17 protein-coding genes are annotated in these 22,006 nt (G+C 36.3%); all 17 read right to left on the reverse strand.

The features are described from left to right. Nucleotides 1-20: 20 nt before the first annotated feature. Nucleotides 21-905 (reverse strand): c-type cytochrome, encoded by an 885-nt coding sequence (locus HND39_11285; GenBank protein QKJ96814.1) that lies wholly within the window; start codon nucleotides 903-905, stop codon nucleotides 21-23. Nucleotides 906-1,204: 299 nt separating this feature from the next. Then, complete coding sequence (locus HND39_11290; GenBank protein ID QKJ96815.1) at nucleotides 1,205-1,837, reverse strand: nucleotidyltransferase family protein; 633 nt, start codon at nucleotides 1,835-1,837, stop codon at nucleotides 1,205-1,207. Then, the gene (locus HND39_11295) at nucleotides 1,830-3,836 is read right to left on the reverse strand and encodes a 3-hydroxyacyl-CoA dehydrogenase/enoyl-CoA hydratase family protein (GenBank protein ID QKJ96816.1); all 2,007 of its coding nucleotides are present in this window, start codon (nucleotides 3,834-3,836) and stop codon (nucleotides 1,830-1,832) included. Before HND39_11295 ends, HND39_11290 begins: the two co-directional genes overlap by 8 nt. Before the next feature lie 72 nt (nucleotides 3,837-3,908). Continuing rightward, nucleotides 3,909-4,682: a cyclohexa-1,5-dienecarbonyl-CoA hydratase gene (locus tag HND39_11300; GenBank protein QKJ96817.1), complete on the reverse strand. Its 774-nt coding sequence runs from the start codon at nucleotides 4,680-4,682 to the stop codon at nucleotides 3,909-3,911. Nucleotides 4,683-4,821: 139 nt separating this feature from the next. Then, entirely contained in the window at nucleotides 4,822-5,910 is a 1,089-nt protein-coding gene (gene oah / locus HND39_11305) for a 6-oxocyclohex-1-ene-1-carbonyl-CoA hydratase (protein ID QKJ96818.1), read from the reverse strand. Nucleotides 5,911-6,089: 179 nt separating this feature from the next. Next, nucleotides 6,090-7,157, reverse strand: coding sequence for a 6-hydroxycyclohex-1-ene-1-carbonyl-CoA dehydrogenase (had, locus tag HND39_11310; GenBank protein QKJ96819.1), 1,068 nt, complete (start codon nucleotides 7,155-7,157; stop codon nucleotides 6,090-6,092). A 20-nt stretch (nucleotides 7,158-7,177) separates the two neighbouring features. Continuing rightward, a complete protein-coding gene (locus HND39_11315; GenBank protein ID QKJ96820.1) occupies nucleotides 7,178-8,440 on the reverse strand; it encodes a thiolase family protein in 1,263 nt (420 codons plus the stop codon). A gap of 17 nt (nucleotides 8,441-8,457) precedes the next feature. Continuing rightward, nucleotides 8,458-9,267, reverse strand: a complete 810-nt coding sequence (locus HND39_11320) for a hypothetical protein (GenBank protein QKJ96821.1) — start codon at nucleotides 9,265-9,267, stop codon at nucleotides 8,458-8,460. Further along, nucleotides 9,267-12,071 carry a molybdopterin-dependent oxidoreductase gene (locus HND39_11325; protein QKJ96822.1) on the reverse strand — a complete coding sequence of 935 codons (2,805 nt, stop codon included), beginning with the start codon at nucleotides 12,069-12,071 and terminating at the stop codon, nucleotides 9,267-9,269. The genes HND39_11320 and HND39_11325 overlap by 1 nt, the downstream gene beginning before the upstream one ends. A 9-nt stretch (nucleotides 12,072-12,080) precedes the next feature. After that, on the reverse strand, nucleotides 12,081-12,974 hold the full coding sequence (locus HND39_11330; GenBank protein ID QKJ96823.1) for a xanthine dehydrogenase family protein subunit M: 894 nt from the start codon (nucleotides 12,972-12,974) through the stop codon (nucleotides 12,081-12,083). Nucleotides 12,975-13,033: 59 nt separating this feature from the next. Further along, the gene (locus HND39_11335) at nucleotides 13,034-14,026 is read right to left on the reverse strand and encodes a ketopantoate reductase family protein (GenBank protein QKJ96824.1); all 993 of its coding nucleotides are present in this window, start codon (nucleotides 14,024-14,026) and stop codon (nucleotides 13,034-13,036) included. Between the two features lie 5 nt (nucleotides 14,027-14,031). Further along, a complete protein-coding gene (locus HND39_11340; GenBank protein ID QKJ96825.1) occupies nucleotides 14,032-15,231 on the reverse strand; it encodes a 2-hydroxyacyl-CoA dehydratase in 1,200 nt (399 codons plus the stop codon). Between the two features lie 21 nt (nucleotides 15,232-15,252). Then, the gene (locus tag HND39_11345) at nucleotides 15,253-17,022 is read right to left on the reverse strand and encodes an AMP-binding protein (protein QKJ96826.1); all 1,770 of its coding nucleotides are present in this window, start codon (nucleotides 17,020-17,022) and stop codon (nucleotides 15,253-15,255) included. 18 nt (nucleotides 17,023-17,040) lie between these two features. Then, nucleotides 17,041-17,883 carry a benzoyl-CoA reductase subunit D gene (bcrD, locus tag HND39_11350; GenBank protein QKJ96827.1) on the reverse strand — a complete coding sequence of 281 codons (843 nt, stop codon included), beginning with the start codon at nucleotides 17,881-17,883 and terminating at the stop codon, nucleotides 17,041-17,043. 1 nt (nucleotide 17,884) lies between these two features. Next, on the reverse strand, nucleotides 17,885-19,303 hold the full coding sequence (locus HND39_11355) for a benzoyl-CoA reductase subunit A (GenBank protein ID QKJ96828.1): 1,419 nt from the start codon (nucleotides 19,301-19,303) through the stop codon (nucleotides 17,885-17,887). A 13-nt stretch (nucleotides 19,304-19,316) separates the two neighbouring features. Continuing rightward, on the reverse strand, nucleotides 19,317-20,597 hold the full coding sequence (gene bcrB / locus HND39_11360) for a benzoyl-CoA reductase subunit B (GenBank protein ID QKJ96829.1): 1,281 nt from the start codon (nucleotides 20,595-20,597) through the stop codon (nucleotides 19,317-19,319). A gap of 34 nt (nucleotides 20,598-20,631) precedes the next feature. Further along, nucleotides 20,632-21,822 (reverse strand): benzoyl-CoA reductase subunit C, encoded by a 1,191-nt coding sequence (gene bcrC / locus HND39_11365; protein ID QKJ96830.1) that lies wholly within the window; start codon nucleotides 21,820-21,822, stop codon nucleotides 20,632-20,634. Nucleotides 21,823-22,006: the final 184 nt, after the last annotated feature.

Consider the following 22,006-nt stretch of genomic DNA (forward strand, 5'->3'; position numbering starts at 1 on the left):
CTCTTTGGTTTAATTAACTGTTAGATTGATTTCAATTGTCTTTTATAAATAGAATGATTTACACTGTTTCTTTTTCTTTTCCGCCATATTATGGTATAAAATGTAATCAGTACAACTACACCCAGAATCCCTGCATACAAAAATCTTTCCTGAGGAATTGCTGGTTCTTGAATTGATGAAACAAAGTCTGCATTTTTTAAAAATGCTGTAAGATAAAAAGCTTCATCATCAGTTACGGGATGATTTACAAATGCAGCGTTCATCACCGGGAAAGGTGAACTTAAAATGATTGAATGAACTCCCTGCGCTCCAAGTCTTGTAAAAGCTTGTGTTAAATCCAATGCAAGTAAACCTCCGCTCATCAGTTCATCATTGACTACGTTGTGGCAGGAGATACAAGCGGGACCGCCATTTGTTAATTTCTGTTCACCAGAAAATAATTTTCTTCCGATAGTAAATTCATTATCACGTGCCTGATCCAGAGTTAATCCGGAACTTAATACGATAGGTTTTGAAACATCTGCCAGTCCACCAACAGATTGCTGAGTGATATAACTCAAAACATCTTTAATTTCTGCATCAGAAAAATTCTGATCGGGCATAATTGTTTTATTAAATGCATTAAAAAGTGAGTCTGCATATTTATCACCGCTGTTAATCACGGTTTGGGAAGATTTTATAAATTTTAACAGCCAGCTTTCTGGTCTAAGATCTTGTATGTTTATTAAATCTGGTCCGACTAATCGTCCTTTGCCGATTGAGTGACATGCCTGGCAGGTGCTTTTGAAAATTGTTTCGCCGCGGTTTTGTGAGTTCGTAGTATTTGAGAATAAGATAAAACTCAACGCAACAATGATTACAAATAATGAGTTTTGTCCTGAGTTCTCCAGAGGAAATAGACGCATTTAATTACCTATTGTTAAGTAAAAAAAGGGATTTGTTAATTAAATCTATAATCAGATTATTTACTCTGATTAAACTAAAGAATTATTGTTTACTAGTCAAGAGTTAATTGCAAATGAGAACAAAAATTTTTTATAGATAATTCAGAAAAGTTCGGAACTTTGATGATTGAACATCAATGAAACGAGGTGATTAGAAACTGTTTTCTGCCTACCAAACTGAGTAATGGCTTTTCAGAAAAATGTGGTCAACAGTTTATTGCTGTTTACATGACTTTGATTGCTGGGCAGGATTTAAAAATTCAATCCGAAAAATATTTCTGTGCATTTTCAAAGTCAGTCTCGGTATCAATATCGAAATTAATTCCTTTGTCATTTACAGCACAATCAATTCCTTTGAACTCGTGTAATAGATGACTGAGTATAACATCCCCGGTTTCATTTATTATTCTTTGCTTTATTCTTTTTGTAATCAGAACAGGATGCCCTCTTTTTTTTATTCCCGATTCATTCCCGCTGAAGCTGGGATAAATTATATCCGGTTTTGTTTCGGTTGTTTCAAAACAATCAATCATCTTAATATAAGTTTCAGACTTTACAAAAGGAATATCAGATAAAGCAATAAATATATTATCAGCAGTAACGTTCTCAATTCCCTTTTTAACTGATGAAAACATCCCTGATAAATAATTTTTATTCTCAACACAAATTAAAGGGAAGTTATATTTATTTGAGAACTCATCGGTTAACCGCAGCAATTTTTCAAAATTATATCCACCGACAATAATCACTTCGTTGCATACTTCAGAAAGAGTTTTTAAACTGTAGAACAAAAGAGGTTTATTGTTGAGCAGAATTCCCGGCTTCCATTGCTTCATTCTCGATGAAGTACCTGCAGCTAATAATACAGACGAATAATTTTCTTTTTTATTCACCTTTGAATTCAACTTTTTTGCCGATTGAACTTAATCCCAGCAAAGCATCTGAAGTGGAAAAAATATTTTTCAACTCTTTTAATTCAGACTCGCAGCCTCGCGCTTCATCAATAAGTTTTTCTGCAATCTTCAGTGCAATTGGAGCTTTTCTCTTTATTGTCTTCACAAGTTTATCAGCTTCTTCTGCGGGCAAATTGCCATTAACAGATTTTTCGTCAAGAATATTCTGAACAGTATTGCTTTCAAAGAAATTAATTATGTTCTTCCAATTACTATTCTCTGTCGGATTACTTTTCTTTGGTGCCGGTAAAACTTTTTTACCTTCAAAAAGTTCAAACATTTCATCAACGGTAATTACACCGTCCACCAATCCGATTTCAACTGCTTCAGATGCATTTAACATTTTTCCCGTATAGATAAGATATTTTGCCAGTTCTTTGCCAATTTTCTTTGCAGCTCGCTGCGTACCGCCAAGACCCGGATAAATTCCAATTCCAGTTTCAGGAAAAGCCAGTGACGCATTTGGCAAAGCAAGAATAATATCAGCACACAATGCAAGTTCAAGTCCGCCACCTAATGTGAGCCCGTTCAATATTGCAACAACATTTTTAGGAGAACTATCAATCTGTTCAAATACTTTTTGACCAAATTTTGTGAACGATTCTATTTTGGGAATGTTATTGCTGGTAATGTTTTGAATGAAGAATTTGATATCTGCACCTGCAACAAAAGCTTTTCCCGTTCCGGTTATAAAAATTGTTTGAATGTTTTTATCTATATTGGCTTTTTCAAACCTATCAGCTAACTGCTTCATTACATCTTCATTCAATGCATTCATATCTTCAGGTCGTGTCATAGTTATCACTGCTCTGTTGCCGGAAGTTTCAATTTGAACATATTCAATCTTTGAATTATCAGAAGTAAACACAGCAGGCAACTTCATTTCATATCTTTCAGCAATCAGGCTTGCAAGATGATTTACCGTTTGTGTGCCGTACTTTTGCATAAAATCTATCGGACCATATTTCCACTGCAGACCAATTTTAGCACCACGGTTCAATTCTGCTGCTGAGCATATTTTTTCTTCGAGTATCTGTAAACAAACAAAAAAGACCACACCGAGCATTCTTTCTTTTATTATTTCGTCAGATGCGTCAGAATTTATTTTTTCATTTATTTCGATGTTCCAGTTCTTACCGCTTTCTGCCTGATGTTTTAACAGGTTTGACGGTTTATAAAAATTTCCAAACTGTTCAAGAGTTTTCTGAGCATGATAAGCAATCTTAACTCCCGTTGCATTCATCAACGCAAAAGGACCCATTCCGATTCCGAATAATTTCATACAAACTATATCAATTCTGTTAGCATCAGCGATTCCTTCTTCATACAAACGAACAGCTTCATTCAGCCACGGTACAAAAAAACGGTTAACTGCGAATCCATATTTATCTTTGGTAACTATTGGATCTTTACCCGATTTTACAGAAAAGATTTTCATAGCTTTAAAAGTTTCATCAGAAGTTTTATCACTTGGGATTATTTCAACCAGACGGTTCTTTGCTGCGTGATAAAAATAATGCATACCGATAAATCTTCCGGGTTTACTTACAGCTTCAGATAATTCAGTTACTGAAAATGATGAAGTATTAGTTGCAAGTATTGTATCTTCAGTCACGATATTGCTTAATTGTCTGAACAAATTCTGCTTAACATTAAAATCCTCGAAGACAGCTTCAATAACTAAATTGCATATTGATAGATCATTTAAATCAGATGTGCCTTTAATCAGATCAAGAAATTTTTCCACTTGTGAAGATGTAAAAAGTTTTCGTTCAATTCCTTCCTGAAGAGTTCTTTTAATTCCTTCGATGCCTTTTTCAACGAATTGCATCTCGCGGTCAGCAAGAAATACATTAAACCCTTCCTGTGCAAACTTTTGAGCCAGTGCAGAACCCATAGTGCCTGCACCGACTATTCCAACATTATTTATTTTTTTCATAGAATCTTTTTATGATTATAGAATTATTGCAAGAGACATTTTGATAAAATTTTAAGAGATCAGAGTAAAATATCAGTTGTTTTTCCAAAGAGGTTTTCTTTTTTCAAGAAAAGAATTTATTCCCTCGTTTGCATCTTGTGTTTTCATCAGGCTGTTTAAGTACATCTCTTCAAGCTGAGGTAACATTTCCTTTAAATTTTTATTGAATGAAGAACGTGCTGCTTTAACTGCATAACGAAGTGATGAGGCACTTTTGCCGGATATATTTTTTTCGATCCAAACATCAAGTGATTTATCCATTTCTTCACGTGATTCAAAAACTTCATTTATTAGTCCAATATTTTTTCCTTCTTCAGCAGTAATAGATTTACCGGTGATGAGCAGTTCTTCCGCAAGTGCATTACCAATTTTCATCGGTAGCAGTAAAGAAGCAGGAGGTGCAAAAACACCGAGTAAAATTTCGGGCTGACCAAGCTTTGCTGATTTGTCTGCAAAAAGAAAATTACAGACAAGAGCAAGTTCAAGTCCACCACCAAGACACTGACCAGAAATTTTTGCCAGAACCGGAATTGAAAGATCAATAATTAAATAAAATATTTTATGAAATTGTTTCAGCATTGCGGCAGAGTTTTCCTTTGTATGTTCTTCCACACTTGCGCCAAATGAAAAATGTTTTCCCGAACCTTCAATTGTAATAAGCTTCAGATCTTTTTTCCCTGCAAAGGAATTGAGCAATTCAATTAATTCGCTCATCATTATTTTGTCAAGTATATTTCCTTTGCCATCATCGAGAATAATGCGAGCAACGGAGCTATTGTGAGAGTATTCTAATTTTATCTTGTGCATGAATATGTCGGGTGTTTAGTTTTTAATTATTGACTAGCTTGAGTTTAATTTTTTATCCTGCAGGTGTATGTTTCATTCTGCAACGTCATATATCAGATGCAACCTGAAGGTTTCGACTACATGAAAAATATTATCCAAATTATTTATTCTGATAATACGGCGAAATTGCTTTTATCAAATCATCATTCCATTCATGTCCTTTTGCAAGAAGTTGTCGCATCTTAATAAAATCAACTTCTCTGCTGTCTTTTGGTCCATCATTAAAAGCTCTAAAGCCGGCTTTTGCTTCCGTCATCATGTTAAGTGCAAGCCAATCCCTGTTGCTTTCTTTATTCTTATCCCAATATTCTAATTTATGCTTCCTGATTGAATTCAAAGTTTTACTTAAACAATTAGGCATCAGGTAAGCAAGTTTTGTGCAAAGATTTTCGACACATTTATCAAGCAATGACAGATCTACTTCACCAGTCTTTAAAACTTCTTTGGCTTTTTCCGCATCTTCACCTCTCTTAAAAGTTCCATAGATTATTTCGCCATTTTCATTCAACCATTTATCTGTGTGAACAAGAGGATTTGGAATAAATTTACCATTAACTTTTAGTGCAGAAACTATTTCGGTCAGCAAACCATTTCTGAATGCTTCGTGAGCAGACCATGGATCGCAAACTGTGCATGAATAAAATGCTTTTTCAACTCCAACAAACAGAGGTAGAAAATCTGTTGAACCACCATCAGGGGCGCTTCCATGTTTTGGACCAGCTTGACCGAATCTTGAAAGATCCTGAGCAATTGAAAAATCACATGCCATTCCGATTTCCTGTCCACCGCCAATCCTCATTCCATTTACTCTGTTAATAACAGGTTTATCGCTCATTAAAATTGCGGAAACCATATCGTTGAAGAGCCGCATATATTGTTTATACTCTTGCGGATTTCCAGCGTAGTATTCAGCATATTCTTTTGTATTTCCACCTGTGCAGAAAGCTTTGTCACCAACAGCAGTGAAGACTATTGCAACCACGCTTCTGTCATTTGAGGCTTCTCTGAATGCAAGGATAATTTCTTTTACAGCCTGTGTTGTATATGAATTATATTGCTTTGGATTATTAATAATAATCCAGGCATTGAACAATCCTTCGATCGGTTTAGCGGAGTGATCGAGACAGGATCGTTTTTCGAAAATAATTTCTTTGTATTCAACAGGTGTTAAATTATGATCTATAAGCATAGCCTAATCCACATTTAGTTTATAAAATATTTTTTGACTGATGTTACGCAAAAACGTTTATTGTTCACAGATGATATCTTTTTTTGAAAATGAAATCAGATATAAAGGTTATCCTCATTTATAGGTTAGTCATTTATTTCATTGAGTAAAGATCTCATCTCTCTGCTTTTGTAATCAGCTTAGTAATTAAAATCAGGAACCAGTACAGACCGTTTTGTATATTTATGTTCAAGAGTGTTCTTAAAAACTTCATTAATTTTTGAAAGAGGAAAAGTTTGAACAAACTGATCAATTTTTAACTTATCATTTGCAACCAGTTCAAGAACTTCGGGATATAATTCTGGTTTGCATCCCCAGGTTCCGATAAGTGAAGCATCAAACGCCATCAGGTTACTTAATCTTACTTCAAGCTTATCGAGAGTAAATCCGACTATCGAAAGCGTTGATGCAAAACTTAAAAGAGCAAATGCAAGTTCCTGTCCTGCTTTTGTACCAGACATTTCAAAAATCTTCCAGCAGTATTCGGAAACATTTAATCTGTTTACAAATTCTCTGAGTTTTGATTTTATAGTTTTGATATCCAGATCTTTAATATTCAATACAACATCAGCATCGTTTTGTTCTGCGATTTGAAGTTTGGCGTCATTAATATCAAGAGCAATAACTTTAGCCCCCAATATTTTTGCAAGAAGGACTCCATAAATTCCTATTCCACCGACACCTAAAATTATTGCCGCATCACCTTCTATTAATTCTGATTTTTTTATTACCTGATAAGGAGTAGTAACAGCATCAGCAATAACAGCAAGAGTTTCGAGAGAATATTTACTCAGAACATTTTCCGGTACCTCACACAAAAACTTTGAAGGAACTTTGATATGAGTTGCAAATCCGCCATCAAAATCATTTCCCGGCATCAACTGTTTCTGACATATATTGCTTCTGCCTCTCCGGCATAATTCGCATTCACCGCAAGGCAGCACAGCCGGAATGATTACATTTTTGTTCAACCATTTTTCAGAACCGCTGATTACTGTTCCGCTGATTTCGTGACCTAATGTAAGAGGTAAAGGATGGCGTACTTTTACACCATAATGCCAGAAGCTGATATCAGTATGACAAACACCACAGCCTGCAACTTTCACAAGCACCTCACCTTCTTTAAGCTGTGGGAACGAATTTTCTGTAAGAACAAATTCGCCATTTTGTTCAGTCATTTTATAAGAGAGAATTGAATTGTCCTTCACTAATGTTCTTTCTTTTTCTATTATAAATTTTCGTTTTGAAGAAGCACTGCAGTTCCTTGTCCGCCGCCAATACATGCAGAAGCAATACCGTATTTAACTTTTCTGTTCAACATTTCTCTTGCAAGTGTAAGTGAAATTCTCAATCCGGTTGCTGCCAATGGATGTCCGATTGCAATTGCACCTCCGTTGACATTTGCAATATTCCTGTCAAAATTTAATTCGCGTTCGCATCCAATAAATTGTGCAGCAAATGCTTCATTAATTTCAATCAAACCAATATCATCTAATTTTAATCCGGTAATTTCAAGAAGCAATCTGATTGCAGGAACCGGACTCAATCCCATAATTTTTGGATCAATACCTGCTGAAGTGGAAGCAGCAACCCTTACCAGCCGCTGTAGTTTTTTTGATTCAATAAAATTTTTATGAGCAACCACAACCGAAGCGGCACCGTCAACAATACCGCTTGAATTGCCTGCAGTCTGAATTCCATCTTTCCCAAAAACAGGTGGAAGTTTGGATAGTTCTTCAGAGGTTGTTGATCTGACATTTTCATCAACAGAAAAGTTTTCAGATTTTTTAGGAAGTTTTACTTTTCTAGGTGATAATCCTTCAACTTCAAAAGTTGCAGATGAAATATTTATTATTTCATCTTTGAAGAAACCTCTTTCAATAGCTGAGTTGGTTCTGCTGAAAGACCGGAAAGCAAACTCATCTGCTTCACTGCGAGTAATTCCAAATTTCTTTGCCACATTTTCAGCTGTGAAACCCATTGCGCATCCTGCAGCAGTATCATTCAATGCTTCCCAAAGCATATCTTTGAACTCAACTCTCCCTAACTGATAACCCATCCTGTTTCCGAAGCTGACTGTCGGCGCTAATGACATACTTTCTGTTCCAGCACACAAAATAACATCCGCTTTTCCAAGTGTAATTTGTTCGGCTGCGGCAATTATAGTTTCAAATCCTGATGCACAAATTCTCTGTACCATTATTACAGGAACTTCTGTCCGAACACCTGAGTAAAGAGAAATGTGTCTTGGCAGGAAGTAAGCATCGTACGAGCTTTGTCCGATATTAGCAACTATAGTTTGATCGATTTCTGAGGGACTTACTGATGATTTTTTCAATGCTGCTTTACACGCAAAGATTCCCAAATCGGTTGGCGAAACGGTTGCAAGAGCACCAGCTAATTTACCAAATGGAGTTCTTGCACCACCAAGCAGATAAATATCATCATAAACAATCCCGATTCCTTTTTCTTTACTGTGGTATGATTTCATCCTACAAACAGATCTTTCTATTTTACATTATTAAAAACTTTTTTCTGTGTGCTGATTCCATCTTTGTCTCCGGAAGTTTTTGCAAGAATGGATGCACCCAATGCACAAATAAACTGCGGATTATCGGGCACAACAATTTCTGTATTGAATTTTTCTTCCATAGCATTCTTTAAATAAGGATGAAACTGTGCAACGCCGCCGATGAGATAAATTTTCAGATCTTTCTCCATTCTGATTTTTGAAATTCTGTTTACGATTGAAAGATAAATTCCTTTTGCTACATCTTCAACCGGTACATCACTGAAGAGCCATTTCATTATTTCGGTTTTAGCAAACACTGTACAAAAACTGTTAAGCTCATTACTGAATTTAGATTTAGCTGCAAGTTCACTCATCGCTGAAACATCAATCTCGGCTCTTTCTGCAATCTCTGTTATAAATGTACCGGTCCCTGCAGCACATTTTGTATTCATATAAAAATCAATCACTTTACCATCATTAGCACTTCTGATGACTTTTACATCTTCACCACCCACATCTACGATTGTTTTTTCTTCATTACATAGAGCAGATACACCTGCAGATGCACAGTAAATTTCTGTCTTTGTTATATCAGCAAAATCATTGTGTTCACGTCCGTAGCCTGTTGCACAGGTTTTTTTAATCTGAAAGTTTGAGAATATATAATTTTGAATTTTTTCTTTCTCCTTTTTGTCCCGGCTAAGAGTTCTGATAACATTTTTATACATAATGTTACTGGAAGAATCAGTGACAACAAACTTCATAAATGATGAACCTATATCTATTCCGAGATAATGCTTATTCATCAGTCTGGTTTCTTCTTACTATTTATAGCATTCAGAACTTTTTCCGGAGTGATCGGGAGCTCAAATATTCTCACACCAATTGCATCTGCAACAGCATTTGCAATTGCTCCTAGAATCGGAAGAGTAGCACCTTCACCCACTTCCTTTGCACCGAACGGACCATTCGGTTCATAACTGTCAACAATTGAAGTATCAATTGCCGGTATGTCTGCAGAAGTTGCAATCAAATAATTATGCAAATCCCCGTTGAGCAGCTTTCCTTTTGAATTGAAAACCTGATCTTCAAGCAAAGTTTCGCTCATAGTCATAACAATTGCACCTTCAATCTGTCCTTCAACAGCCAGAGGGTTGATAGCGGTTCCGCAATCATGAGCATCCCAGAAATTAAGCACTTTAACTTTTCCTGTTTCCATATCAACCTCAACTTCACAAACAGAAGCCGAGAAAGAAAAAGCCGGGGATGTTCCCACAGTTGCGCCTTTATATTTTCCTCCAAGCCCTTCTGGTGGTGAGTAATGACCACGTCCAACAAGCGGACCTTTCTTTGAAAAGAATTCCGCCGCCACTTTATCCCACGGAACAAAATTTTCTGAGTTATTTTTTTCATAAAATTTATTTTCACGTGCTTCAATTTTTTCTTCACATACATTTAATAAACCGGAGGCAAACGGAAGAATCTGTTTTCTTACTTCATCGCCAGCCATTTTAGAGGCATTGCCTCCCATTAGTGTAACCCGGCTTGAGTAAGCCCCGAAACCTATTGGAGTTAAATCACTGTCGGCAGCAACCACACTTATTTTATCAAGAGTAATTCCCATTCCTTCTGCTGCTGCCTGTGCTAAAACAGTATTTGATCCCTGACCTATATCTGCATCACCGATATATAAAACTGCTTTGGAACCATCTTCTAAAACACGAATGATTGCATTGGAGTGCGGAAATTGTGATCTATAAATAGGATAACCTGCACCTGATACAAATCCACCACATCCGATACCAATTCCTCTTCCTTTTGGAAGTTTGCCTTTCTTTTTATCCCATCCTGATTTTTTTCTTGCCAGTTCAAGGCAAGCTTTTAATTCGCAGGAATGAATATCGAGATCATTACAAGTTCGCGTTTCCGGTTCCATTGCATTCTTTAAACGAATGTCAATATGATCCATACCAATATCATCAGCAATCATTGAAAGCAGAGACTCGAAAGCGAAACGAGGATGGGGCGTTCCATGACCGCGGAAAGCTCCGCATGGAGGAAGATTTGTATTTATTCTGTAACCGTCATATTTGTAGTTAGGCATTTTATACAGAGTTGGCAGCATTGAACCAGCATAATAAGTTGTGACGACTCCGAAACTTGAATAAGCTCCGCCTTCGAGAATAACTTTTTGCTGAACTGCAGTAATTCTTCCATCTTTTTTTACACCAATTTTCAGATCAATATATTGTTTGTGTCTGCCTCTGCCATACAAATACATTTCCTCTCTGTTGAAACGCATCTTAACAGGGCAGCCGGTTTTTTTTGCAAGAAGAATTGAAAGAACTTCCAGCATGTTTGTGGCAGCTTTTGCGCCGAAGCCGCCACCGCAGTTTGTCATTATTACTCTGATATTTCCAAGAGGCAAATTAAGTATGCGAGAAAGCTGATGATGAACATAGTGAACAACCTGTGTGGAAGTGTATAGTGTAACTCTTCCGTGTCTGTCCCATTCAGCAATAGCAACGTGTGGTTCCATTGAGTTCTGATAAGTTCTGTTGCCAATAAATCTTTCTTCTCTAACATAATCTGCTTCGGCAAAACCTTTTTCAACATCACCAAAGTGATGATTAACACTTGTGTTAATATTATTTTCAAATTTATCATCGAACAGACGTGGTGCACCATCTTTCATGGCTTCAATCGGATCGAATACAGCAGGCAGCTCATCAAAATCTACTTTAATTAATTTTAGAGCTTTGCAGCAAGTTTCTTCATCAACTGCAGCAACAGCAGCAATCACATCACCAACATATCTTACTTTATCAATCGCCAGAACATTTTCATCGTAGCGGGGCGGTGATGTTCCGTATGTAATTTCAGGTACATCGGCGCCGGTCAGTATTGCTTTCACTCCAGAAAGTTTTAAAGCTTCGGAAGTATCTATTGATTTAATTTTTGCGTGAGGAAGAGGACTTAAGAGAAGTTTTCCAAAAATCATATTCGGAAGAACTATATCATCAGTATAAATTGCTCTCCCTGTTGCTTTATCAGGAGCGTCCAATTTCGGGAGTCGTTTTCCCACAACTGAAAGATTCATTGCAGATTTTTGCGGCTGATATTCAATTGGTTTTGGTTCTTTTCCATCAAGATATTCAACAGCAGTTTCAACAGCTTCAATAATTTTTGTATAGCCCGTGCATCTGCAAAGGTTTCCTGACAACGCTTCTTTAATTTGTTCTTCAGATGGATGTGGTGTTTCATCAAGAAATGATTTCGTTCTTATTACCATTCCGGGAGTACAGTAACCGCATTGTATCGCACCTTTTTCAACAAATGCTCTCTGGATAGGATGAAGATTTTCACCATTGGCAATGCCTTCAATGGTAGTAATACTTTGTCCTTCTGCCTGAATTGCAAGAACCAAACAAGAGTTAACTGCTTTACCGTTTAGCAGAACTGTGCAAGCGCCGCAATCGCCCATTTCACAGCCAACCTTTGTTCCTGTAAGCCGAAGTTCTTCACGAAGTAGTGTGGCTAAAGTAGTTACGGGCTTTACAGCCACTTCATATTCATTACCATTAACTTTAATTTTTATTAATTGTTTCAATGTCTTCTATTATTTTTTTAAAGATTTTTTTGCACGATTTATTGCTTCAATTAGTGTCCGTTGTGAAAGTGTTTTAACAAGGTTTCTTCTGAAATAAGCACTGCCTCTTATATCATCAATAGGCAGAGAATCTTTTTTTACAGCTTCACCAACTTTATCAAGCAGCATTAAGTTTGTTTCGATCTCATCAATTTTCTCTCCATTCAAAATATCGGAAGCTGATTTACTTACAACAGGTGTTGGTGCAACAGCACCGACAACAACCATAGAATCAGCGACAACATTTCCATCAATTCTAATCATAACTGCTGAAGAAGCAACAGAAATAGATGCGGCTTCTCTTAAACCAAACTTGAGAAAACTTATTCCTGATCCGGCTTTAACTTTAGGTATGATTATCCGGGATAATATTTCTCCTTTTTCAAGTGAAGTTTTTTTGTGATTCAGGAAGAAGTCTTTAATTGATATATTCCTTTTACTCCGGACAGAAACCACTTCGAGATTTGCATTACCAGCAATTAAAACAGGTGCCATATCACAGCAGGAAGCACCCGTGCAAAGATTTCCACCTATTGTTCCTGTGTTCCGTATCTGGTCACTGCCTATTTCCTTCGCAGTTTCTGAAAGAACAGAAAAACTTTTTTTAATTAATGATGATTCAATTATTTCGTTGTGGGTTACAGCAGCGCCGATATACAGATTCTTATCATCTTCATTGATAATTTTTAATTCACTTATTCCTGAAAGTGAAATCAACTCATTGTTATTACGCAGCTCTTTTTTCATTTCGACGAGAACATCGGTGCCTCCTGCAATCGCAGCTCCGTTTTCAGACTTCTCAAGAAGTGAACATGCTTCCTGAAGATTTTGAGGTTTATGGTATATAAAATCCGGCAAATACATTTAATTTATTATTTATTATTTATTATTTATGATTTATTTTTGAAGATATATTATGTGATTCACATTCCTTCGCTGACAAGTTCTTTACTGATTCCATCTTTAATGTTGAAAGCATTTTTATGTGAAATAGCTTTAACAAGATTTGTGAATGTCAGATTTAATGGTGTTCTGATGTAATGTTTTTTCCCGAACTCAACAATTTTCCCGTTCATAAAATCAATCTCTGTTTCTCTTCCGCTCAATAAATCAACCGCGAGAGAAGGGAAGTGATCACCGGCATTTTTCAGATATCTGATACAAAGCTTAACAAAGTTATCTCCGAACTTAATATCCTCAGCTTTGCCGACTTCCATTGCCTCTAAAATTAATTGTTCAATTATCACAAGAGTATCGGGATGAGCCATCGCTTCTCTCATTGTTAATCTTGAAATCGCACAAAGAGGACTGAGTGCTGCATTAAGAATTGTTTTTTCCCAGACTTTATCTTCGATACTAAAAGAATCAAGACATTTTGTTTCAAGATTTACTCCTGTAAGTTGATCAGAAAGCCACTGAGCCGTTTCTGATTTTGAATCATCAATCGAAGCGATATAATTCGGCGGATTAAAAAAAGTTACATTCACTACATTCGGTGCGTTAAGATTTCCCGCAAAATTAATCACCATCCTAAGTATGTTGGAATCATTAAACAAACTATGGTACATCCTTCTTATCTCAATACCATTTTGAGCTATCAGTAAAAGTGTATTTTTTATTTTTTCTTTTTGAATCTGCTCCATTATTGAATTAACATGATAGGCTTTAACAGAACTTATCAGAACATCAATATCATTATTCAGCATATCATCAACAGATGAATAAACGTGATTAAAGTATAACAGCTTTTCAATTCTGCCTACCAGTTCAATTCCGCTGCTTCTTATCAGGTTGATTTTTCTTTTTTCAACATCGCAGATGTGAACATCACATCCGGCTTCTTTAAAATGTGTCGCGAGAGTCAGACCAACCGGACCTAATCCGATCACACCAATTTTATATTTTCCTGCATCCATAATAGTTAAACCAATTGTTCAATGAATGTTTCTATTTTAGTTGTTGTTTGTCCTTCAGAAAAAAATCTCAGATCACATAAATCTCCTTCAATAACAAGAGTTTCAACATTTGCTTCTTCTCTTAAACGATATGGCATTCCAAACCGGGCATTGGAATTATTAAAGCACGTTTTTGCGTCGTGAAAAATCACGCCGTCAATTCTATATTCTTCAATAAAGTGTTTTAACATTTCAAGCTTTACTTTTTCACTTCTGTTAATAAATATTTTAGAATAGGCAAGTGCAGTTGATTCGAAAGGATTTTTTTCATCGAAGTCATCAAATATCCAGCTATTGCAGTAAGTAGATGCAACAACCGCAGTATTGTTTTCTACGAACAGGTTTGATAAAAATCTCAGCTTTCCCCAGATAGGCATTCCTTCCCAATAAACACGGCATCTGTCTTTGCTGATAAATCCGGTATTTGTTTCTATGTTGGTGCTCAACTCCTCAAGTAAATACTTGTAATAATCTACGGCAGTTTGAGTTCCTCTTAAAATTACAATCGGACCCATGTGTATTACACCGTCAAAAAAACTTATTGGAGGAGGAGAATGTTTTGCCGTTTCCAGAACTTTTCTCCAAAGCGAAGTAGCTTCTTTGCTCAATCTTACAGTTTCTCTAAAGCTGTCCAGATCAAATTTTTTACCCGAAGTTTCTTCACAAACAGGTATCATATCTCTATACTGATTTGCAACATCCTCAATGTCAGATTTTTTTATTTCGCCGAGATATCTGGGAGGATGAATTCCTGCGATCTGACATTTAAACTCATTGCTGAAATATGTGAACCAATCCTGAACTTCCCGGCACTGATTTGTTGAGTACACTATCAGGTCTGGTTTGGGAATCGAGTCAAGTGAATAATGTTTTGAAAGTGGAGTTTGTTTATGAAGATAAGCACCGATATCCGAAGTTAAATATGAGCAGATGTCATTCGAGTAACCGAGCTTTGCAGCAGTTGGTATGTAATCGCCTGCAGTTCTGCTTGCACCGAGCAATGCACCATGATTTTCGGGGAAGTAAACTTCAAACCCAAATGATCTGAGAAGTTCAGCCGGACCAACACTTGTGCACCACGCAATTTTTTTATTGTGATTACCTAATGACTGATAGTAATCACTCATCAACTCCCTCAAAACTTTTGTTGCTTTTATTTCATACATAAAGAAAAATACCCTGATATTTTATTCATCAAGCGGAAGTATATAAACATTGCCTACCACTTTCACATCTTCTCCATAAAGTTTTTCGATATGAGATTTATAAAATTCTTTAACATTATTCGGTGCAAGTTTTAGTGAAGGAGTCAATGTTTTATTTTCTATAGAAAGCTCATCATCAACAAGCATTGCTGCTTTTATCCAGGAAAATTTCTGATTCATATTGTAGTTTAATTCTTTCAGACAATGTGAAAGACATCCCGAAAGCTCGGAAATACCTTCCGGACAGTTGCACTCAGGAAAATCTCCATTAACATTATTTGTTTTATCAAGTAGTCTATGGTTCGGAAATAATAAAGCAACTGGATAATTTCTTCCTTTACCTTCAACAAGAGCATACGAGATATACGGACATTTTTTTAAGATGCTGCTTTCAATTCTTGTCGGAATAACTTTTTCTGCATTGAGAAGTTTGAATATTCTATCCTTTCTTGTAATCAAACGCAAACCGGAATCGGTGATCTCACCAATATCACCGGTGCAGAACCATCCGTCATCCGTAAAAATATCTTTATTAGCCAGATCATTTTTATAGTAGCACTTCATTATGTTCGGACCTTTAACGAGTATTTCGCCATCTTCCGCAAGCTTAATTGTAACACCGGGAATAGGAAAACCGACAACTCCGGGTTCTCTTTTAATTTCCGGATCGGTAAGTGTACAGCAGGGTGATGTTTCTGTGAGTCCATATCCTTCAACAACAGGAATTTTTCTCATTTCAAATTCATCGGAAATTCTTTTGGGAAGCGGCGCTGCAGCAGTAAAAACAAATTTTAATCCGGGATGAAAAAATTCTTCTTCAGCTTTTTTATCTCCACCAATCAAATCTATAATTGCCTGATAGATAAGTGGTACACTAAAAAAAACAGTTGGTTTTATTTCTTTCCAGTTTTTAAGTATTTCAGCCGGGTCTGTACCGAGACTCGATTCAAGAGTCATCGAAGCACCGTTATATAACGCTCCGAATATTTCAAAAATTCCACCGAAGCTGTGATGCCAGCGCAGATAACTAAGGAAGCGATCATTCGCATCAAGGTTAAGAGTAACTTGTATTGCAGCCTGCTGAGATAAAATATTTTTGTGTGAAAGCTGAACACATTTTTCATTGCCCATTGTTCCTGATGTGTACATATTCAGACAGATATCGTCAGGATGTGTATTAAAGTTCAGGCTGGAAGCAGAATTCTTATTTTCATTCAGAAGCTCAGAAAACGGATGAAGGTTTTTATGTTTTAATCTCCGGCTGGTAAGTTCTGCTGAACTTAATTCATTAAAAATGAAAATGTGTTTTAGCGGAAGCTCACGTATTATCTTGTCCAATTGCTCAGTGTTTCCAACCGTTAAAAACTTTGCATCCGAATGCTGTATTAATTGTTCTGCTGTTTCACTACTGTAGTTAAAGAAGATGGGAACTGCAACTCCGTCTGCAGCCATAAGAGCAAGTTCAAGTTCAAGCATTTCAAATCTGTTACGTGAAAAAATCACCATTTTATCGCCTTTGTTAAATCCAAACTTTTTTAAGTTTGATGCGATATTGCAGATATCAGTATATAATTGATTCCAGTTTAACTCAATGTATTTTTCATCTCTCTTTTCTCTGAAGACAATTTTATTTCCGAATTTATCAGCATTTCTTCTGAGCATCTGCGCAATATTGGGAACCACTTCTCCCAATTTTGTATTGCAAATCATCAAGTTCGAATCAGAAATAATATTTTCGTTATCTTTTTTCATTTGAAATATTGAAATCTCCTAATGGACAACGGCTTCATTTTTTTCTTTGAGTTTTAAATATCTGAAACCACCCCAGAGTGCCGCACCAACTGCACCCGCGTAAATTGATTCGGGATAAGCTGTAAATTCAAATTTATGTTTACTCTCATTTGATAGCTCTCTTATTGCTTCCACCATTCCTTTGTTCATTGCCATTCCGCCGGTAAGAACAATTGGTGAATCAGCTTTTAAAGAACTTAACAACCGAACTACTCTGTTGGCTATTGAAAGATGAATACCTTTTATTATATCCGGTGTTGCAATTCCTCTTGATACCATATTAATTACATCGGTTTCCGCGAGCACAGCACAAATACCGGATGGAGTTTCCGGCGCAGCAGATTTAAGTGATATATCGCCAACCTCTTCAATTGCCAGACCAAGGTAACGCGAAATATTTTCAATAAATTGTCCTGAGCCAGAAGCACACTGACCTGTCATTTTATAATCAAGCACTTTACCTTTATCATTTACCTTTATAGCTCTGACAAACAACGCTCCCATATCAACAACAGTTCTTGCATCTGTATTAAAGTAAAGTCCGCCGCGTGCGTGTGTTGTCATACTGTAGAAATGTCCGGTTTTTTTCTCAACCATCTCGCCTTCGCCTGTCGAAGCGATGTATGATATATCATCATAATCAAGATTACTCTTCTTCAACATGAAATTTACAAGTTCATCAGCCACGTCAACTGGATTTCTCTTCCTGATTTTTTCAGTTTTACTCAGAATAATTTTTTGATCATCTGCATAATCAATCAATACGGCTTTTATGTAACTGCCGCCAACGTCAATTCCAAGCGTTAAAAATTTGTTATTCATATTAGTTGATGCTCTCCTCTATTTTTGGAGTTTTTTTTGAGGGAAGATTTACATTCATATTTCTTCTTGCAAACATTGCCCCTCCTAACGCTCCCATAAAAATTGAGTCTGGGTGAATATTAATTTTTATTTCAGTACCGTAGCTATCTCTTACCATATTTGTTATATATTTAAGAACAGCCTGATTTCTTGCAACACCGCCGGTAAAAGTAAATTCATTTCTTACTCCACCCGATCTTGCGATTAACGACATTGCTCTGATGACAATAGCTTTGTGCAAACCGGCGAGAATATCTTCCTTTTGTTCACCAACATTCAGGAGTTCTCTTACTTCAGCACCTGCAAACACTGTGCAAGTTGAACAGATATTAACTTCTTTTTGTGCTTCGAGTGCTACCGGTCCGAGTTCGTTTAGCGAGAGACTAAATTCTTCGGCAATATAACCGAGATACCTTCCACACCCTGCGGCGCATCTGTCATTCATGTGAAAGCTGGTAACCAATCCGTGTCTGTCAACCTGAATTGCTTTTGTGTCCTGTCCGCCAATATCAAGAACGGTTCTTGTATCAGGGAAAACAGCGTGAGCACCAAAAGCATGACAAAGTATTTCAGATTTAATGCAATCTTCAGGAAATGGAAGCAGAGCTCTGCCGTAACCTGTTCCTACCATATTTGCAATGTGTATATCCATACTCGCAATGTGTTCAATATGCTCTTTTAAAGAGTAAGAGATTGATTCATATTTCCCCGCAAGTAAATTCAGTTCGGGGTCAAAGTGAACATCGTTACTTTGTTTTGGAAGAGTGCTATACCTGCCGTTTAGCAAATTTATTGATTCGTGCACCAGTTCAACAAAATCGTATTCCACCATTTTATTTTCGACAGGAGTAATGCTTTTATCAAATAACAGCATCAGGGTTTCAAAATAATCTTTATCGAACTTCTCAACCTGTTCGTGATATTTTTCACTGATAATATCACGGAAGAACTGACTTTTTGAAGCAAGGTTTCCTTCCAGATAATCTTTTCTAATAAGCGGAGCCACATTCTTAATAATCTGATCTATAAAACCTGATAAAACTTTTTTGTTTTCAGATGCAACGGATGAATCAATTGATTCTTTCAACTGAATATGAAGAGTTTCAAGTCTTCTTTCGAATTGAAGGTAATGAAATATGGATTTAATTTCCTCAAGATATTTTTTGTTTTCAGGATGAGAAGTCAACTCCGTTCCGAGTTTTCTTTCAAGAAGATTGAATCGTGCATCAAAAATTGCTTCGAGGCGGGCAACATCTGCTGCGACTTTATAATTTGCACGCGTGTTTGTTATTCCTCTGCCAATGATTTCATCTTTCTCATCTATTATCACTGCTTTGGAGGTTGTTGAACCAAGATCCACGCCTAAATAATATTTATTCATAACAAATAACTTTTTATTGTTGCATAATAATTTTTCTCTGCTCAAGCATCTGGAAAAATGATTCCAGCCTGTTTTTTATATTCGAATATGAAAAATACCTCGGATCAACCAGGTCTGACTCAATAAACCCGACAGGTATCTCAAGTTTTTCTTCAAGTTCTCTCATCATTAACAGTTGACCTGCAGAAAACGAATTACAACTCTTAATTGAATTAATTAAAAAACCATCTGCATGATAATCGGTAATACATTTTGCAAGAAGATCAACCCTTTGATTCAGGTTAAGATTTGTGTAGCAGTTCATACAATATTCAGAAAGACTTTCGAGCGGTCTTTCAGCGTCGTGTCTGAAACCCAGATCGTAAACACCTCCAACTTTTGTATAAGAAGAAGCAACAATTACGGCACCCATATCATAAAAAAGTTTCCAGAATTCTCTGAAGCTTGTCCAGTTAGGCGGACCTTCAACAACTAATCTGTATTTCTCTTCCTTTATTTCGCCTTCAGGAGTAACAGGACCCAGACCCTGTGCAGATCTTTCCAGAATTTCTTTATAAAGTTCATTGTAATATGTTACTGCTTCTGCTGTTCCTCTGAAACCGATATTGATTGGTCCGATGTAATAAACTCCTGCAAAATAAGCATCAATAGGCGAAGGAACATTTTTAGGTGTGTCGAATATTTTTACTATCAGATCTTCTGCTTTAACAGAATTATTTAAAATTTGCTTGAGCTTATCTTCATCGTACTTAATTCCGGAAACCATTTCCATTTTAGGTATCACTTCTGTCCTAAGCTGCTTAACCATATACTCAGTCATCTCGGGAGTAATTTCACCCGCCTGTTGATATGGAGTGTGAAGCATCGCAACCGGAACTCCGGGATAAAGATCCTCAAGATTTTCAAACCATTTCATGAATGTAAAACAACCTGTGTAACTCAACAGAAGCAGATCAGGTGCAGGAATTTTTTCACCTGTAGGTCCAATATTTCCTTTCAACATCATACCAATATCGCATTTGACATAAGTACACACATCCTCCGAATGACCAAACTTTTCTGCTTCATGAATATATTCACCTGATCTTTTTCTCATACCGGACTGAAGCGCATTTATTTCGGGGTAAACAGGAAGCATATCAAACGCATGAATTAACTCTGATAGATTACCCGGGACAAAAGTGTAAACAACTTTTTTCCCTGTTTCTTTTGCAGTGCTTAAATCTTTAAAAAGTTTTGCGATCATCTCTTTTTGAATGATCATACTTTTTTCTTTTTCAACATTTACGCTCATTATTTATCCTCTTTAATAATGGTTTGAATCAGAGTTAAACTAATTCTTCGCTCCAGAGTCTGATTGAATCAGCAAAAGCACCAACCTGTTCTTTTATATTTTTAAACTGACCGGTATTTTCAGCGTATTGAAAACTGACATATCGTACATTTGCATTATCACAAGCTTTTTGAAGTACAGGCAAATCAAGTAATGCAGGATCGCAAAAGCTTGGTGCTGCAAACACAACTCCGTCTGCTTTTCTATTTTTTACAACCTGCAATAGTCTTTCTTCTTTTGGATTGTCAACATCATAAACCGATGAAGAAAATATGCTCATTGTAAGATATGAATTTGATAAAGCTTCAATCGGATCATTGGAATTGTCAGGAATTTCACCTTTAATAAAACGCGAGCCCAGCATAAAATCATCATCAACAATGTAACAGCCAGCCATCTCAATAGTTTTAATAAGACTTATCGGAGGCTGCTCACAGAAAGCTCCTGACACAACCACTTTTATTTTATCCATTGGTTTAACCGAATCTTCCTGGATAAAATCATAAACCTCTTCTAAAATTTCATTATGCTCTTCAACAGGGATTACTGTACCGGTGCGGATGATATAATAAAAATCTTCTGCTGAAAGTCTCCACGGAAAATCTCGTATGATGTTGTAAATATTTTCAATTAACTTTCTGTTTTTATTGTAAAGCTTGATGGCATTGTTTAGTTGCGTAGTAGTAACTTCAATGTGATTAATTTTTTTTATGTTATTGAGGATAGAATTGATTTCGGTTTTATAGAAGCTACCGCCAATCTGTGGATCAAAGTTTTGCGGAAAGTCGAGATAGTGAACAAAAGTTCCAACCTTGAGTAACTGAAACATCCCGGAAAGATTTCTGATGACATCACAGATAGCAGGGAATGCAAAGCCATCAAATCCTTTAAAGTGTCCGTCGAGCGCAAGTTCAATCACTCCTCGCGGAAGACGGCAAATGTAGGATTGGTAATAAGCATCTCCTTTGATAATCTGCTTTTTGTCTCCTGCACCAAAAATACCAACTGCAAGTCCATTCGATGCATGAACTATTTCTCGTGGAAAGTAAACGGGAAGATAGCCGATTAAAACTCTGTTTTTATCTTCGGACTTCCACGCTTTAGCCCGGTTAAAATTTAAATCAAATGCAAGCTCTTTACATCTATCAATAATTTTAGCATTCGAATTAGAATTGTTATTTGTCATCAGAACCTGATAGAATTTTATATGATTACATGTTTCATATACTGATAAATTACTCTAATTAAGATAAATTTATCCGATTTAAAAACAAAATTTTTTATGTTTCCTGAAAAACTTGCTTTATCTTTTTATTTTTACATTTACTGCACAGAAAATTTGTAATTTGATTGCTAAATGTCAATATAGT

Source organism: Ignavibacteriota bacterium, from assembly GCA_013285405.1.
In the GTDB taxonomy this organism is placed as follows: Bacteria; Bacteroidota; Ignavibacteria; order Ignavibacteriales; family Ignavibacteriaceae; genus IGN2.